At 65.2% G+C, this 14,639-nt stretch carries 14 protein-coding genes; 7 read left to right on the plus strand and 7 right to left on the minus strand.

Going from position 1 to position 14,639, the window contains the following annotated elements:
- Positions 1-3 precede the first annotated feature (3 nt).
- A complete protein-coding gene (locus tag IAQ70_RS11415; RefSeq protein ID WP_190989448.1) occupies positions 4-1,044 on the plus strand; it encodes a Gfo/Idh/MocA family protein in 1,041 nt (346 codons plus the stop codon).
- A gap of 30 nt (positions 1,045-1,074) precedes the next feature.
- A complete protein-coding gene (locus IAQ70_RS11420; RefSeq protein WP_190989449.1) occupies positions 1,075-1,611 on the plus strand; it encodes a GNAT family N-acetyltransferase in 537 nt (178 codons plus the stop codon).
- A 9-nt stretch (positions 1,612-1,620) separates the two neighbouring features.
- Here the strand turns inward: IAQ70_RS11420 and IAQ70_RS11425 are convergent, their stop codons facing one another.
- Together IAQ70_RS11425 and IAQ70_RS11430 are read right to left on the minus strand one after the other, a co-directional pair.
- Positions 1,621-3,768, minus strand: coding sequence for an amylo-alpha-1,6-glucosidase (locus IAQ70_RS11425; RefSeq protein WP_190989450.1), 2,148 nt, complete (start codon positions 3,766-3,768; stop codon positions 1,621-1,623).
- A 15-nt stretch (positions 3,769-3,783) separates the two neighbouring features.
- The gene (locus IAQ70_RS11430) at positions 3,784-4,902 is read right to left on the minus strand and encodes a glycosyltransferase family 4 protein (RefSeq protein WP_190989451.1); all 1,119 of its coding nucleotides are present in this window, start codon (positions 4,900-4,902) and stop codon (positions 3,784-3,786) included.
- Between the two features lie 178 nt (positions 4,903-5,080).
- On the opposite strand from IAQ70_RS11430, the gene IAQ70_RS11435 reads away from it, so the two are divergent.
- Together IAQ70_RS11435 and IAQ70_RS11440 are read left to right on the plus strand one after the other, a co-directional pair.
- The gene (locus IAQ70_RS11435; RefSeq protein WP_190989452.1) at positions 5,081-5,788 is read left to right on the plus strand and encodes a DsbA family oxidoreductase; all 708 of its coding nucleotides are present in this window, start codon (positions 5,081-5,083) and stop codon (positions 5,786-5,788) included.
- A 53-nt stretch (positions 5,789-5,841) separates the two neighbouring features.
- Positions 5,842-6,471, plus strand: coding sequence for a TetR/AcrR family transcriptional regulator (locus IAQ70_RS11440; protein ID WP_190989453.1), 630 nt, complete (start codon positions 5,842-5,844; stop codon positions 6,469-6,471).
- Here IAQ70_RS11440 and IAQ70_RS11445 read toward each other — a convergent pair.
- Together IAQ70_RS11445 and IAQ70_RS11450 are read right to left on the minus strand one after the other, a co-directional pair.
- Positions 6,468-7,139 (minus strand): LytR C-terminal domain-containing protein, encoded by a 672-nt coding sequence (locus IAQ70_RS11445; RefSeq protein WP_190989454.1) that lies wholly within the window; start codon positions 7,137-7,139, stop codon positions 6,468-6,470. The genes IAQ70_RS11440 and IAQ70_RS11445 overlap by 4 nt on opposite strands.
- Positions 7,132-7,431 (minus strand): type II toxin-antitoxin system VapB family antitoxin, encoded by a 300-nt coding sequence (locus tag IAQ70_RS11450; RefSeq protein ID WP_190989455.1) that lies wholly within the window; start codon positions 7,429-7,431, stop codon positions 7,132-7,134. The genes IAQ70_RS11445 and IAQ70_RS11450 overlap by 8 nt, the downstream gene beginning before the upstream one ends.
- Before the next feature lie 162 nt (positions 7,432-7,593).
- Between IAQ70_RS11450 and IAQ70_RS11455 the strand changes: the two genes are divergently transcribed.
- Entirely contained in the window at positions 7,594-8,523 is a 930-nt protein-coding gene (locus tag IAQ70_RS11455) for a Cof-type HAD-IIB family hydrolase (RefSeq protein ID WP_190989456.1), read from the plus strand.
- Positions 8,524-8,626: 103 nt separating this feature from the next.
- Positions 8,627-10,237 (plus strand): stealth family protein, encoded by a 1,611-nt coding sequence (locus tag IAQ70_RS11460; protein ID WP_190989635.1) that lies wholly within the window; start codon positions 8,627-8,629, stop codon positions 10,235-10,237.
- 73 nt (positions 10,238-10,310) lie between these two features.
- Here the strand turns inward: IAQ70_RS11460 and IAQ70_RS11465 are convergent, their stop codons facing one another.
- The 3 genes from IAQ70_RS11465 to IAQ70_RS11475 form a co-directional block, all read right to left on the minus strand.
- Positions 10,311-11,240 carry a phosphodiesterase gene (locus tag IAQ70_RS11465; RefSeq protein WP_190989457.1) on the minus strand — a complete coding sequence of 310 codons (930 nt, stop codon included), beginning with the start codon at positions 11,238-11,240 and terminating at the stop codon, positions 10,311-10,313.
- Between the two features lie 122 nt (positions 11,241-11,362).
- Entirely contained in the window at positions 11,363-11,890 is a 528-nt protein-coding gene (locus tag IAQ70_RS11470; RefSeq protein WP_190989458.1) for a glutathione peroxidase, read from the minus strand.
- 81 nt (positions 11,891-11,971) lie between these two features.
- Positions 11,972-13,510 carry a peptidoglycan DD-metalloendopeptidase family protein gene (locus IAQ70_RS11475; RefSeq protein WP_317983639.1) on the minus strand — a complete coding sequence of 513 codons (1,539 nt, stop codon included), beginning with the start codon at positions 13,508-13,510 and terminating at the stop codon, positions 11,972-11,974.
- A gap of 163 nt (positions 13,511-13,673) precedes the next feature.
- On the opposite strand from IAQ70_RS11475, the gene IAQ70_RS11480 reads away from it, so the two are divergent.
- Entirely contained in the window at positions 13,674-14,591 is a 918-nt protein-coding gene (locus IAQ70_RS11480) for an oxygenase MpaB family protein (RefSeq protein WP_190989460.1), read from the plus strand.
- The last annotated feature ends 48 nt before the right edge of the window (positions 14,592-14,639 follow it).

Raw genomic sequence — 14,639 nt, forward strand, 5'->3', positions numbered from 1 at the left:
CACATGATTCCCGGCACCGGCACCTCAGGCGGCAACGGCACGTCAAACGGAAAAATCCGCTGGGGAATCCTCGGCACCGGATTCATCGCCGGGCTGCAAACGCAGGACCTGCAAGCGCACGGGTTCACCGTGCAGGCGGTCGGCTCGCGTTCACTGGAATCGGCCGGGGCGTTCGCCGGACAGCACGGCGTGGCAGCCGCGCACGGCAGCTACGAGTCACTCGTTGCAGACCCCGCCGTGGATGTCGTTTACATCGCCACCCCGCACCCGTTCCACCATGCGAACGCCCTGCTCGCCCTCAATGCCGGGAAGCACGTGCTGGTGGAGAAGGCATTCACCATGAATGCCCGCGAAGCGCAGGAAGTCTTTGACCTGGCCGCTTCCAGGGGACTGGTGGCACTGGAAGCCATGTGGAGCCGGTTCCTCCCGCACATGATCCGCCTGCGTGAAGTCATCGCTGACGGGACCATCGGCGAGGTCCGGAAGATCATCGCCAGCCACAACCAAAATCTCCCCAAGGATCCCGCGCACCGGCTCAACGATCCTGCCCTGGGCGGCGGTGCGTTGCTTGACCTCGGCGTCTATCCTGTCTCCCTGGCCATCGACATCCTGGGAACTCCGGACACCATCCGGGCCAGTGCCTCCATGACAGCAACGGGCGTAGACCGCCAAACCGCTGCGATCTTCGACTATGCGCCAGGGCAGCAGGCCATCATCGACTGTGAACTTGATGCGGCCGGCCCCAACCGTGCAGTGGTGATCGGGACGGACGGGTGGATCGACATCGAAGCCACCTGGTACAACCCCACGCCCTTTACCGTTTTTGATGCGCAGGGCAACGTCCTCGAGCGGTTCGACCTGCCTGTGAGCGGCCGGGGCATGCAATACCAGGCAGCGGAACTCGAACGCCTGGTCGTCTCCGGTTCCACCGCCGGAACCATTCTGCCGCCCGGGCAGAGCGTGGCGGTGATGGCGGCGATGGACGAGATCCGGCGCCAGATAGGGCTGACTTACCAGGCTGACGCCGTGGTTGGTGAAACGTGACAGTCCTGGCCGGCGGCTAGAGTTTCCTGCATGACCCACACCATCCGAAAAGCTACAACGGACGACGCCGGCGCGCTCGCCGAACTCGCTGCGGTCACCTTCCCGCTGGCGTGCCCGCCGTCGTCGTCACCGGAGGATATCGCTGCGCACCTGGCCAACACCCTGAGTGAGGATCACTTCCGCAGTTACCTTGCGGACCCGGATATCACCGTTTTGGTGATCGACGCCGGCGGCAGCCTGCGCGGCTACAGCCTGCTCGTCAACCGGCCGGCGGCGGACCCGGACGTAGCTTCCGCCCTGACGCTCCTCCCATCCATGGAGCTCAGCAAATGCTACGTCCACCCTGAGCACCACGGGCTGGGCGCCGCGGCGGAACTGATGCACGCCAGCCTCACGGCAGCCACGGTGTCCGGCGCTGCCGGCGTCTGGCTGGGCGTCAACAGCCAGAACGCCCGGGCCGTCCGCTTCTACGAAAAGTCGGGCTTCCGCAAAGTGGGCAGCAAGTCGTTCCGGCTGGGGACCACCGTGGAACACGACTTCGTCATGGAACGCGCGTTGCCTCAGTAGGCGGCCGCTCTAATCGCCGGCCTTTCCGGCCAGCCCGTCGTCCAAGGCTGGTCGTGGCTCGTTTAGGAGCTTAAGTCCGGGCGGAAGCCCGTCGATGTTTCCTTCCTGCCGGTTTGCGCGGATGGAAATCCTGGCATGACCCAGCCGCACGTTGTCGGCCCTGAACTCGCCCTTTTCCTCGGCCAGGATGGGGGCCAGATGGACAACGCCGCGGGTGAAGTCGGGATCGAAGCGGAGCAGGATACGGGCAAGCTGGATGGGCGCCGCCGCGGCCCAGGCCTGCGGGGAACACGCCGTCGGATAGGGCACAGGTCCCGAGTATTCGCTGCGGTCGAAGCCGCAGAACAGTTCCGGCAGCTGACCGTCGAAATGGGCGGCGGCATCAAATAACCCCCGTGCCACCCGCTTGGCCTCGGCCACATAGCCGTAGCGCATGAGCCCCGTAGCTACGAGGGCGGAGTCGTGCGGCCACACCGATCCGTTGTGGTAGCTCACCGGGTTGTACGCGGCCATGTCCGTTGCCAGCGTCCGGATGCCCCAGCCGGTGAACATCTTCGGCGACATCAGCCGCTCCACCACCCGCGGTGCTTTGTCCTCGTCCACGATGCCAACCCACAGGCAGTGGCCCATGTTCGAGGTACAGGAATCCACCGGGTTCTTGTCCTTGTCCAGCGCCACCGCGAAGTAGCCCTTGTCCGGCAGCCAGAATTTCTCATTGAACGCTTTCTTCAGCGACGCGGCGCGCTCAGCCCAACGGTGTTCCGTCGAAGCGTCCCCCGCGGAGCCCGCCAGCAGCGCGCGTGCGACGTAGGCGGCATAAACGTAGCCTTGGACTTCGCAGAGCGCGATGGGAGCCTCCGCCATCCGTCCGTCGGCAAAATTGATGCCGTCCCAGGAGTCTTTCCACCCTTGGTTCACGAGCCCGTGCGTGTTGGGCCGGAGGTATTCCACAAAGCCGTCCCCGTCGCGGTCCCCGTACTTTTCAATCCATTCAAGGGCCCGGTCTGCATGCGGCAGCAGGGAATCGATGATGTCATCGGACAGCCCCCACCTGCTGAGCTCACCCAGCACACTGACAAACAGCGGGGTGGCATCTGCAGTGCCGTAATATGCGGTTCCCCCCAGGGAGAGGCCGGCCGTCACACCAAGGCGCACCTCGTGCGGGATGCGTCCGGGCTCTTCCTCGGAATCGTTATCGACTTTGGAACCCTGGAGTCCCGCCAGGGTCTGGAGGGTTCCGGCAGCCAAGGTCGAGTCCACCAGCAGGGCCATGTAGGAGGAGAGCAGCGAGTCCCGGCCGAAGAGGGCCATAAACCAGGGCGCACCGGCCGCCACGGCAGCACGGTCAGGATGCTCGGCGTCGAAAATCCTCAACAACCCCAGGTCGGTCTGGCTCCGCTGCAGCGTAGCCTCGATGCTGCTGTCCGCGAGGGAAAGGCGGGGTATGTTTTCTTCCCACGCCAGGTGCCGCTGCACGCCCGTCCGGTGTCGCGGCAGGCCCCCTTCAGTGAAGGGTTCATTCGGGGCGGCACCGTTGATAAGGGGGACCACAATGACGCTGGTGGACCACTTGCCGCGCGCCGGGATGTGGGCGTGGAACCGAAGGGCGTCGACGGTGACTTCGGCCTGCGCGGCTCGGATTGTCGAACCTCGACGCTGTCCGTTGCGGACGGCTTCGACCAGGAGTTCTGCGCCCTTGACGGTCCGGGTCAGGCTGTCCTCCTTGATCGGGCGGCCGCCCTTGACGTCGAAGAGATCGGCCTGGTCCGCGTCCACGAGAAGTTCGATGTCGCAGTCGACATCTTCCGAGGAGTAGTTCTCCAGGGTGATGTCGTCCTGGAGGCCGGGTCCGATATGGCGTTCCTGACGGACCACGAGGGGACTGTCGAAGCGGCCGTCCGGCCACCTTGCGCGGCCCACGAATGTGGCCTCGTAGGCGTCCGGCCGGTGCGCCACCAGAGGCTCGCGGAGGGCGCCGTTGATGCGCAGGATCCACCGGGATACCACCCGGGTGTCCCGGTAGAAGGCCCCGCTTGTTCCTCCTTCGGAGCTCATGTCACCGCTGTGGGAAGAGATGCAGAAGGAAGACCCTTCCACCAGGGTTACGGCGTCGGTCCCGCCGATATCTGCTTCCGTGTCGGCATTCCAAGCAGTCATGGCTGTGCTCCTTCCTCAGGGCCGCCGGCCAGAAATGGGGCCCGGTTCCGGCGACTGGGCAACTGCTCCCCTGAACCGATTCTGGTGCACATGAGAATCATCGGGAACCCCTGCCCCCTGGCTCTTCTCCACGAGACGTGTGTACAGATCCAGGTGGTTAAGTACCATCCTCTCGGTGCTGAACTTCTTGATTGCTTTGTCCCGGCAGTGCGACCTGTCCAGCGCGGCAGCAAGCGGAAGGAAATTGTGCAGTTCCTCTGTCGGCGCGAGGTATCCCGTTTTGCCGTGATCGATGATTTCAGGTGCTGATCCGATCGGCGTGCCCACCACAGGAGTGCCCGTCGAAAGGGATTCAATCATCACCAGCCCGAAGGGTTCGGACCATTGGATGGGATTGAGGAACGCCATCGCTTCACCCATCAGACGGTACTTGTCGGCGTCGCACAGCTCGCCGAGGAACTCCTCGTTGGTGCCCAGGAGCGGCTCAACTGCTGAGCGGAAGTAATCGAGCTCCGCCGGCTCGCGCATCTTGGCTGCAATCCGCAGCGGGATGCCCGCCCTGCGCGCAATTTCGATGGCTTCAACGACGCCTTTGTCCTGGCAGATCCTGCCGACAAAGCAGACGTAGCCGCCGCCCCCGGAACCGACAGGCACAGCGGAAACGTCCATGCCATGGTGGATTACCCGGGTGATGGGCACATCCGGGACCTTGGAGGCCTGGTCGCGCGAGATCGCGATGATGGCCGTGTCCCCGGCCATGGCACGGTACAGATCCGCCGACGCCGGAATGAGGGGGCCGTGAATGGTGGTCACAACGGGGGCTCTCGATGCCCTCCGGCCAACCAGCGGCCCGGCCAGGGTGTGGTCATGGATGATGTCCGCATCGCCCAAGCCGTCATAGGCCCTGATGACGTGGCTCAGCTCGGAGAGTGCCATACCCATTTCCGCTGGTTCGGAAGGCCGCATCCCTGGTACCAAAGGGGCCGGGCAGGAGCTGTCCGACGCTGCGGCGAGCATGACATCGTGCCCGGCCGCAAGGAAACCCCGGGCAAGGGAGTCAACAACCCGCTCGATACCCCCGTATCCGGCTGGTGGAATGGGAATCCAGGGCGCTGCAATAAGTCCTATCCGCATGCTTTCCTCCGTGAGGATCACATGCCACGCCCCCAGAAATGGCGAGTGAAGTGAGTTCAAAAAAGCCCATTGCTTAACCTGCTGTTCTGACTATTACCCCGCCCGGGGTCCCATTTCAACCCCCGACGTGACAAAGCAAACACCTCGTGCCGGGAATGCCTTCCGCCCGGGCGCGGTTGTGGCCAGCATGAAGATAGAGATCTGGTCAGACGTAGCGTGCCCCTGGTGCTACATCGGCAAACGCCGGTTCGAAGCCGCCTTGGCCGAGTTCCCGCACCGCGACTCCGTGGACGTGACATGGCGCAGCTATCAGTTGGATCCCAGCCTCCCGGAGCATTACGAAGGCACCGAACTTGAGTACCTGAGCCGGATCAAGGGCCTGGCCCAGCAACAGGTCTCCCAGATGTTCGAGCACGTCACTACCCAGGCTAAGGGTGAGGGACTCACCTACCGCTTCGACCAGGTGGTGGTGGCAAACAGCTTCACCGCCCACCGCCTGATCCATCTTGCTGCCCGGCACGGGCAACAGGATGCCGCGAAAGAGCGCCTGCTGAGTGACCACTTCGAGCACGGCAGGGACATCGGCAGCCAGGAGTACCTCACGGAACTGGGCCTGGCACTGGGCATCAGTGCCGCAGAAGTAGCTGAGCTCTTCACCACGGACAAGTACGCCGACGCCGTCCGCTTCGACTTCGAGGAAGCCCGCGCCCTGGGGATCACCGGTGTGCCGTTCTTCGTCATCGACCGCAAGTTCGGGCTCTCCGGCGCCCAGCCGGCCGAAACGTTCACTGCCGCCCTCAACCAGGCCTGGCAGGAGACCAACCCGCTGGTACTGGTCAACGCCGCGGATGGCGAGGCCTGTGGCCCGGACGGCTGCGCCGTCTGACCGCCGGCAGCGCGGTGGCCGACTTTACTGACACATCGCGATAAAGTGTCTGCATGCCCAGGATTTCGGCGGCCACCAACGCCGCGCAACGCGCCGACACGCAGCGCCGGATCCTGACAGCCTTCGGTGAACTGCTCTTCACCCACGGCCTGCCCGGGCTGACCATGACGGACGTCGCTCGGCATGCCGGCGTGGGGCGCACAGCGGTCTACAACTATTACGCCGATATTGAAGAGCTGCTGATCTCCTACGCCCTGGACGAGACCGAACGGTTCCTCGCCGAACTGCGGGACGCACTTGCCGAGGTGGTCAACCCCGTCGAGCGGCTGGCGCTCTACGTTCGCACCCAGGTGGAGGACCTCAGCCGCCGCCACCTCCCGCCCGGACCCGCCATGGCTGCGGTGCTGTCGCCGTCGTCCTTTGCCAAACTCGCCGACCACGTGGGTGAGCTCAGCGTCATGCTGCAGGGCATCCTGCGCGACGGCATGGCGCAGGGCTACCTGCCGGAGGCAGACATCGGCCAGCAGGCACAACTGATCCACGGGACGCTGTCCTCCAGTGCCGCCCGCGGCAGCAATGAACCCGCCGAGCTTGAAGCGCGTATCGCCAGGACGGTGCGGTTCATCCAGTTGGGCGCCGGAGCCAGGTTCGACGACGGCGGCGCGCCCCTTCGCGTCCGTTAGGGCGTGGGAGTCGCCGACGGAATAACGGGCCACTTGGCGTCGTCGGCGATCCGGCGGCTCTCCCGCGGACAGCTGAGCGTACCGGGAGTCTGGTCCACCCGGTCCGCAGCGGCCAGCTCTTTGTAGTCGCCGGCAACGATCACGTCCACGCTCGCGTCGGTCCGGCCGTCCTGGAAGTAGTCAGAGCCCGGCACATGCCGCTGGACGGTGAACGCGGCGGACTGGCCGGCCGCTCCCGAAACGACGGCGGCTACCCCGCGGTAGCCCGCCTCCGTATTGGCGACATTCCCCACCACAAACTTCCTTGCCAGCAATTCGTCCGCCACGGCACGGGCCAGGCCGGGCCGGCTGGTGGAGTTGAAGACGTTGAGGTTGATCTGTTCAGGCGGGGTGTAGTCGAACGTGGCCGCGGGACACGTGGTCCGGGGCTCGTCGCTGGCCGCCGTCGACGGAAGCTTCACATGCCCGTTGATGATGGCGAGCGCCGTGATGATGGCGCCGGCGATCAGGCCCAGCAGCAGGACCAGCACCACGCCGTGCACAACCCTGCGGCGGAGGCGGACCGGATCGTCGGGATCGCCGGCGGCTTCAAAGGTGGCCCGCAGCTCCGGACCGGTGACAACGCGGTGACCGTGCAGGATCCGGGCATCCTTGGGTTTCCTAGCCATCTATCACCAGCACGCGGGCGTGGATGGCGGTGCGCTGGTGCAGCGCTGTCCGGACGGCGCGGTGCAGGCCGTCCTCCAGGTACAGGGTTCCCTGGTACTGCACCACGTGGGGAAAAAGGTCGCCGAAAAACGTGGAGTCCTCCGCCAGGAGCGCTTCAAGGTCCAAGGTCCGTTTGGTGGTCACCAGTTCGTCCAGGCGGACGGGGCGCGGCGGCAGCGACGCCCACTGTTTGGGCGTGGTGTAACCATGGTCGGGGTACGGGCGTCCCTCGCCCACAGCTTTGAAGATCACCCTGCAACCCTAGGCACCTTGGCGGCCCATGAGAAGAGCCCCGCCCGCGCCGTTCCAAGGTTGTAGCCAAACAGTGACCATCCGTCACACGGCCGCCTGCTTCGGCCCGCGCACCGGGAGGCGTGCACCTGGACACAGGCCCCCGGCTGACACAATGGAGCCATGACTGCATCCGATTTCCCCGCCAGCTCCTCCCCCGGCGTCCGCCTGCTGTCCACCCCGCCGCTGGCCCTTCTGCTGGACGTGGACGGGCCCGTGGCGAGCCCGGTGACCCGCGACGTGCAGCCCGGCATCATCGCCGACATGGTGGCGCTGGCCAGCGCGGGCATTCCTGTCATTTTCAACACCGGCCGCTCCGATACCTTTATCCGGGAACAGGTCATGGAACCCATGATCGCCGCCGGCATGCCGGCCGGAACCGTCATCCACGCCATCTGCGAAAAGGGCGCCGTCTGGTTCAGCTACACCGCTGCCGGCCCCGGCCCCATCCACGTTGACCACGAGCTGGCCGTGCCCAAGGCCTACGGCGATGACGTCCGCAGGCTTGTGGCGGAGGACTATTCGGCCCACATGTTCTTCGACGAGACGAAGCGGGCCATGGTGTCCGTGGAGCAGCACATCGAGGTGCCCTCCGCCGATTACCTCGCTGAGCAGCAGCTCTTCGACTCGGACGCCATGGACCTGATGGGCCGCCACGGCATGGGTGTGGTCCGCCTCGACCATCACGTACCGAATTCCGACGACGTTGTGGACTACCGCTTTGACCCCACCATCATTTCCACCGATATTGAGTCGGTGCGGCTGGGCAAGGATCTGGGAGCCAGCCGCGCCGTGGAAATGCTGGCAGCACAGAGCATCACGCCGCAGGCCTGGCGGACCATGGGCGATTCCCGCACCGACTACGCGATGGCCGACTGGCTGCATCACAACGACCATCCCGTGAAGCACGTTGACGTCCGGCCTGCGGACGGTGTTCCGGTCAAGCCCTATGACGTGCTCACCGCACGGGACCTGGGCCTTGGCAGCCATGTAATCCACGACGACGCCGGCGCGGCTTTCCTGCGCAGCTGGCGGGAGGCCGTGGGCAACTGAGCCCCTGCCGGGTGGCGTTCGGCCCCGCTGTCAGCGCGCGTTTTGAGGCTACCGCTATCATTCAGGTAAGAACGCATACCAGTTAACCGCGACGGAGACAACCATTACAGAAGCACCCGTTACAGAAGCACCTGTCCAGGACGAGATCTATTACGGCGGACAGGCGTCGGTAGAACCGCGCACGCATGCCGAGGTAACCTCGCCGGCTGCCGAGGCGCGGCTCAAGCACCGTGAGGATGTGGTCCGGCACAAAGGCCGGTATGCCCTCATCAACCACAACCGGACCCCGTACCAGGCCATGGTTGAGGACCTGCTGTTCCTGCGCAATGTCCTGGCCGGTGCCGGCCTGGACTACCTCCTGGTCCGTGGCAACAACGACCGCCCAGTCATCGCCCTGGACTGGAAGAACCGCAAGAAGCTGCGGGCCGCACTCGTGGAAGCCTGCCGCAACGAGCCCGTTTACTCGATGACGGTTGACGCGAAGAAGAAATCATCGGTCCTCGTCGCCGACGGGGAGCTCTCCCGCAACCGGCAGGCGCGCATCTTCCGGATCTACCGTCCCCGGGTTGAGCCTGACGGCGGCTTCGAGTTCGGTTCCTCCGCCGGCGTCCAGATTGAGCTCTGGAGCTTCGACGGCAACGAGATCACCCTGCCCATCGAGAACTCCCTCACCCGGCGAACCATGCTCGCGCAGGATGCGGTCCGCGGCACCGTGGAGCGGTACGGCCACTCCTGGCCGACCATCGAGAACATGTTCGCGGACCACGCAAGCGACATCAGCTTCGACATTGATCTGGTGTTCTCCTGGGTGGACGGCAGTTCCCCTGAGTACATCGCAGCCCGCCGCGCCCAGCAGAAGGGTGTGGTTCTCGGCGAAGGCGACGACCACGAAGCACGTTTCCGGCAGATCAACGAACTCAAGTACGCCTTGCGCTCGGTGTACATGTTTGCACCCTGGATCCGCCGCATCTTCATCGCCACGGACTCGCCCGCCCCGGAGTGGCTCGCCGAGCACCCGTCCGTGACCATTGTCCGCAGTGAGGAGTTCTTCTCGGACCCGTCCGTGCTGCCCACGCACAACTCGCAGGCGGTGGAATGCCAGCTGCACAACATCGAGGGCCTCTCGGAGCACTTCCTGTACTCCAACGACGACATGTTCTTCGGCCGGCCTGTGGGCCCTGATCTGTTCTTCACGCCGGGTGGCATCACCAAATTCATCGAAGCCGAGACCCGGATCGGACTGGGCGATAACGACGCCGAGCGGAGCGGCTTCGAAAACGCCGCACGGGTGAACCGCAAGCTGCTCTGGGACCGCTTCGGACGCATCACCACGAGGCACCTGGAGCACACTGCCGCGCCTCTGCGGCGCAGCGTGGTGTCCACCATGGAGCACGAGTTCCCGGACGAGTTCCAGAAGACGGCGGCCAGCAGGTTCCGCGCCGCGGACAACATCTCGGTGACCAATTCGTTCTACCACTACTACGCCCTGCTCACCGGCCGTGCCGTCACCCAGACCGCGGCCAAGGTGCGCTACGTGGACACCACCATGCGGGCCGGGTTGAACTACCTGCCCAAACTGCTGGCCAAGCGGAACATGGACTTCTTCTGCCTCAACGACGGCAGCTTCCCGGAGGTCCCGGCGGATGAGCGGGCCGGGCTGGTGACCGACTTCCTGGAGAAGTACTATCCCATCAAGGCGCCCTGGGAACTCTGAAGCCGGAAACTGTGACTGTCTGGGGACAGCCGACGCCGGGAACAGCCGGCCGCGCCCCTGCCCCGGGCTGCCGCTAGGTAGCGTAGGGCAGGGAAACCTTGGCGGGAGACCCGACCTTTGCTTTCTCCGGGATGCTGATGCCGGCCGCGGCCAGTCGCTCGGCCGTCATTTGCGGCGTGACGTGTTCCCCCACAGTGGGGGTGCTGCCCAGCGGAACCACGGAGTGGACGATGGTGTGTTCGTAGACGTGCACCAGATTGAAGGCCTGCGCACCGTCCCTTCCGCGGGTGCCGCCGACCGCCACATTGAGGTCCTGGGTGTAGCACGTGGCCGAGGCCACGGAGACAGGAATCCCGGCAAAGCTCGCCGTGGTTGAGTAGTGCAGGTGCCCGGCAAGGATGGTCCGGACGTCCGAGTTGCGGACCACGGCGGCCAGGCTTGCCTGGTCCCGCAGCTCCACCAGCACGGAAAGGTCCAGGACGGATGGGACCGGTGGATGGTGGAGCGCCAGGATGGTGCCATCGGGTGCAGGCGTGTCCAACTCGCGGGTCAGCCACTCCAGCTGCGACGTGCTCAGCTCGCCGTGGTGGTAGCCCGGGACCGACGTGTCCAGGGTGATGACGCGCAGGCCGTTGATGAAGTAGCTGTGGTCCACCGGTGAATCGCTGCCCGGTTGATCCAGCAGGCCGGTCCGGAAGTTGGCCCGGTTGTCGTGGTTTCCCATCGCCCAGATGACTTTCGCGCCCAGGTCTTCGCACGCGGGATCAACGATGGCCCGCAGCTTTGCGTACGCTTCAGGGTGGCCCTGGTCAGCCAGGTCACCGGTGAAGATCACGGCCTCGGGCCGCGCGCCGGAAGCCCGGACTTCGTCGAAAAGCTGGATGAGTTTGGCTTCGCTGTCAACTGCGCCGTATAGGGGGTCCGGACCTCCCATCAGGTGGGGGTCGCTCAGGTGGAGAAGGAAGTGGCGTGGCCGGGGGTGTTCGGCCTCGATGTGCTTCATTGCTGCCTCTGTGGTCGGTGGGAAACGGCGTTTCCCTTCTACCCTTCAGTAACTATTATCAAACCAGATTTTGGGTAAATTTTGAGTAAATTACTGCGGGCAAGTTGGAAAAAGAAAAAGATTTACGCAACCGAATGACGTGAGGCGGCTTCCGGTCCTTCAAATTCGGCCAAGGCCTGTTCGATGGCGTCGAGGACCTCTGTTGAGTCGGGTACGACGGTGGGGGCGAATCGTGCCACCACCTCGCCCGCACGGTTAATCAGGAACTTCTCAAAGTTCCATTTCACCAGGCCGGGCAGCGCACTGGTCTTGAACTTGGTCAGCTCGGCATAGAGCGGATGCTGGTCCTTGCCGCGCACATTGGCCTTGGCTGTCAGGGGAAAGGACACACCGAAGTTCCGCTCGCAGAACTCGGCGATCTCGCTGTCGGTACCCGGCTCCTGGCCGGCGAACTGGTTGCACGGCACCCCGAGGATCTCGAAGCCCCGGTCCCGGAATTTCTCGTACAGGGTCTCGAGGCCGGCATACTGCGGTGTCAGTCCGCATTGCGACGCCACATTGACCACCATCACCACGTTTCCCTTGAACCGGCCGAAGTCGGTACGGGTGCCGTCGTTGAGCGTGAGCGGGATGGGGTACAGAGTGGTCACAGCGCCGTCCTTGGAAGGTTGGTCATGCACATGATTCGTTGCCAACCATCAAGAGTACGGGGGCGGGCTGGGAGTTTCCTATCAGGGTTTCGTCGGGGCGGGCTCCGGAGTTGCGGTTTTGGCCGTTGTTTCGGTCGACGCTGCGGCTGTGCCGGGCGGTGCGGCAGCAGCCGAGCTGGTGGTTGGTGCATCCGCCGGCTGCTCCGATTCCGAAGGAGCCCGCCCTGCCGGCGACGACTGCGTGACAGGTCCGGCGGGTGGTGGCGTCGTCGGTGCCGTCGTCGGCGCAGGTGACGAAGTCCCTGCGGGCGGCGGTGTGGTCGCTGCAGGCGCTGAAGTCCCTGCGGGCGGCGGTGTAGTCGCTGCAGGCGGTGTAGTCGCTGCAGGCGGTGTGGTCGCGGCAGGCGCTGAAGTTTCCGGCGCCGGCGGCGTAGTCGCTGCAGGCGCTGAAGTTTCCGCAGGCGTTGCCGTACCGGACGGGGTTGCGGTACCAGACGGAGTCGACTGCGTTGCGGTTCCGGACGGCGACGATGTTGCCGTACCCGACGGCGTAGCCGTACCCGACGGCGACGATGTCGCGGTACCCGACGGCGACGACGTCGCGGTACCCGACGGCGACGACGTTGCAGTACCCGACGGCGACGACGTTGCAGTACCGGACGGCGTCGGCGTTGCTGTGGCTGTTGGTGACGGGGATTCCGTTGACGTGGTGGCGTCCTTCGGCGCCGTCGTCGGCTCGGTACGCGCCACGGCCGGCGGTTCCGGCAGTTCGTCCTCACCGTGGAGGACCGTGTGGCTGTTGTCTGCAGCAACAGGGATGGCCCACGGCAGGGCGGTGGCCGCATCCGCGGCCTTGCCTTCGTAACTGACCATGGCAATGTCCGCCAGCACGTCCACTTGGCGGATCGGCAGGAGCGTCCAGTCCAGCGGATCGGTGTGTACTCCGCGGAGGATGGTCTCAAAGTGCAGGTGACACCCTGTGGACCAGCCGGTGGTACCCACCCGCGCGATGACCTGGCCCACCTGCACAGCATCCCCCGTCCGGACGGCGATGGCCTCCAGGTGGTTGTAGGTGGTGATCAGCCCGTTGCCGTGATCAATTTCCACGCGGTTTCCACCGCCCCAGGGATGCCAGCCAGCAGCCCTGACCACGCCGGCGTCGGCGGCATAGACCCTGGTGCCGCAGCTTGCTGCGAAATCCTGGCCCAGATGGAAGTCCCCGAGTTGCCCCGTGATGGGACTGATGCGGAACCCGAAGTGCGAGCTATCCGTGAGTACTTCAAGGGGCGCCATCAGGGAGCCTTCCGGCGGGCGATGGAGCTGGGCCGAGGCCACATTCAGCGGAGCCTTACCGTCCTTGGCGACCGTCCTGACCATGGTGCGGCCGAAGGGGACGAGCGCCCTGCCGTCCGTCAGGATCGCGGGAGTCAAGGCCTGGGCACCCACGTGGCCGGTGGCGGCACCCGCCACGGCGCTGCCGGGGTGGAGCGCTGGTAAGGCGGGCAGTCCGAGAGCGACAGAAGCCGCGACGATGGCGGCGCCGGCGGCCAGGGCACGCAGGGCAGTCGCACAGGCGCCCGGAGACTCTTTTTCCCGGCCGGAACCCCAATGATTTCCCACTAGCTGACTCCCGGTTGGCCCGTCAGACCCCAATCCAGACGGACTTTCCATCCCATGGGACCACAAAGCCCCCGGGCTTGTGAACCCCATATCCGTAGGTGCAGGGCTAATTGTGGATCTGCGGGTACCCCTCCCCCGCCCGGCCATCGGCAAGAATGGTGATATGCGCAATTTCCTCAGGGATTGGCAAGGCGAACTGAAGCGCGTCTTCACTGGAAGCGCGGACGCCCTGCCTGAGTGGGTTCCCCGGCTGGCGGACGGGAACGACGCCGGCTACCACCTTCCGGGTTCAGCTGTCTGGGCGGTGCACGGTTCCATGTCCCCCATCGTCGCCGGTATCCGGGCGCTCCTCATGCAGTCGCTGCACCCCGCTGCTCTGGCCGGCATCCATGAGCACTCTGACTTCCGGGCGGATCCGCTCAGGAGGCTGGCCCGGACCATCCAATGGATCTTTACGGTCACCTATGGCTCCACAGCCGCCGCCGAACAGGCTTCGGCCAGGGTCCGGCGCCTGCACGTGCCTGTCCAAGGCAGCTACAGCGACCGGCACGGCTCGGTGCATTCCTATTCGGCCAACGATCCCGAACTGGCCCACTGGGTGCACCTCGCATTCGTTGACGCTTTCGTCACATCCCATAAGATCTGGGGCGGCAGGATCCCCGGTGGCCCTGATGCGTATGTCCGCGAATGGGCCCAGGCCGGTCGGCTGATGGGAGTGGAGGATCCGCCGCTGACCGAAGCTGAAATGAGGCTGCAGCTGGACACTTACTATCGCAGCGGCGAACTGCTGGCGGACAGCCGGGTTGCGGAGACCGTCGGGTTCATCCGCAACCCGCCACTGCACCCCCTGCTGCGGCCCGGTTACCGGATCATCTTCGCCGGCGCCGTCTACAGCCTGGAGCCGCAGTACCGCCAGATGCTGGGGCTGGAGGTTCCGCGGCTGGGCCCCTTCCCGCTGCCGGTAAGGCTGGCGACGAAGGTGACTCTCGGCGTCGTACATCTCGCCCTGGGGCGCGGCCCCGGACCCAGCGAGCAGGCAGCCCGGTCGCGGCTCCGCCGGCTCGGCTATGAAGGCGGCTGACCGGCCGGGGAAAGCTAAAAACCCGGTCCTGACAGGGTCAGAACCGGG

Origin of the sequence: Pseudarthrobacter sulfonivorans (assembly GCF_014712225.1) — a bacterium.
GTDB classification, from domain to species: Bacteria; Actinomycetota; Actinomycetes; order Actinomycetales; family Micrococcaceae; genus Arthrobacter; species Arthrobacter sulfonivorans.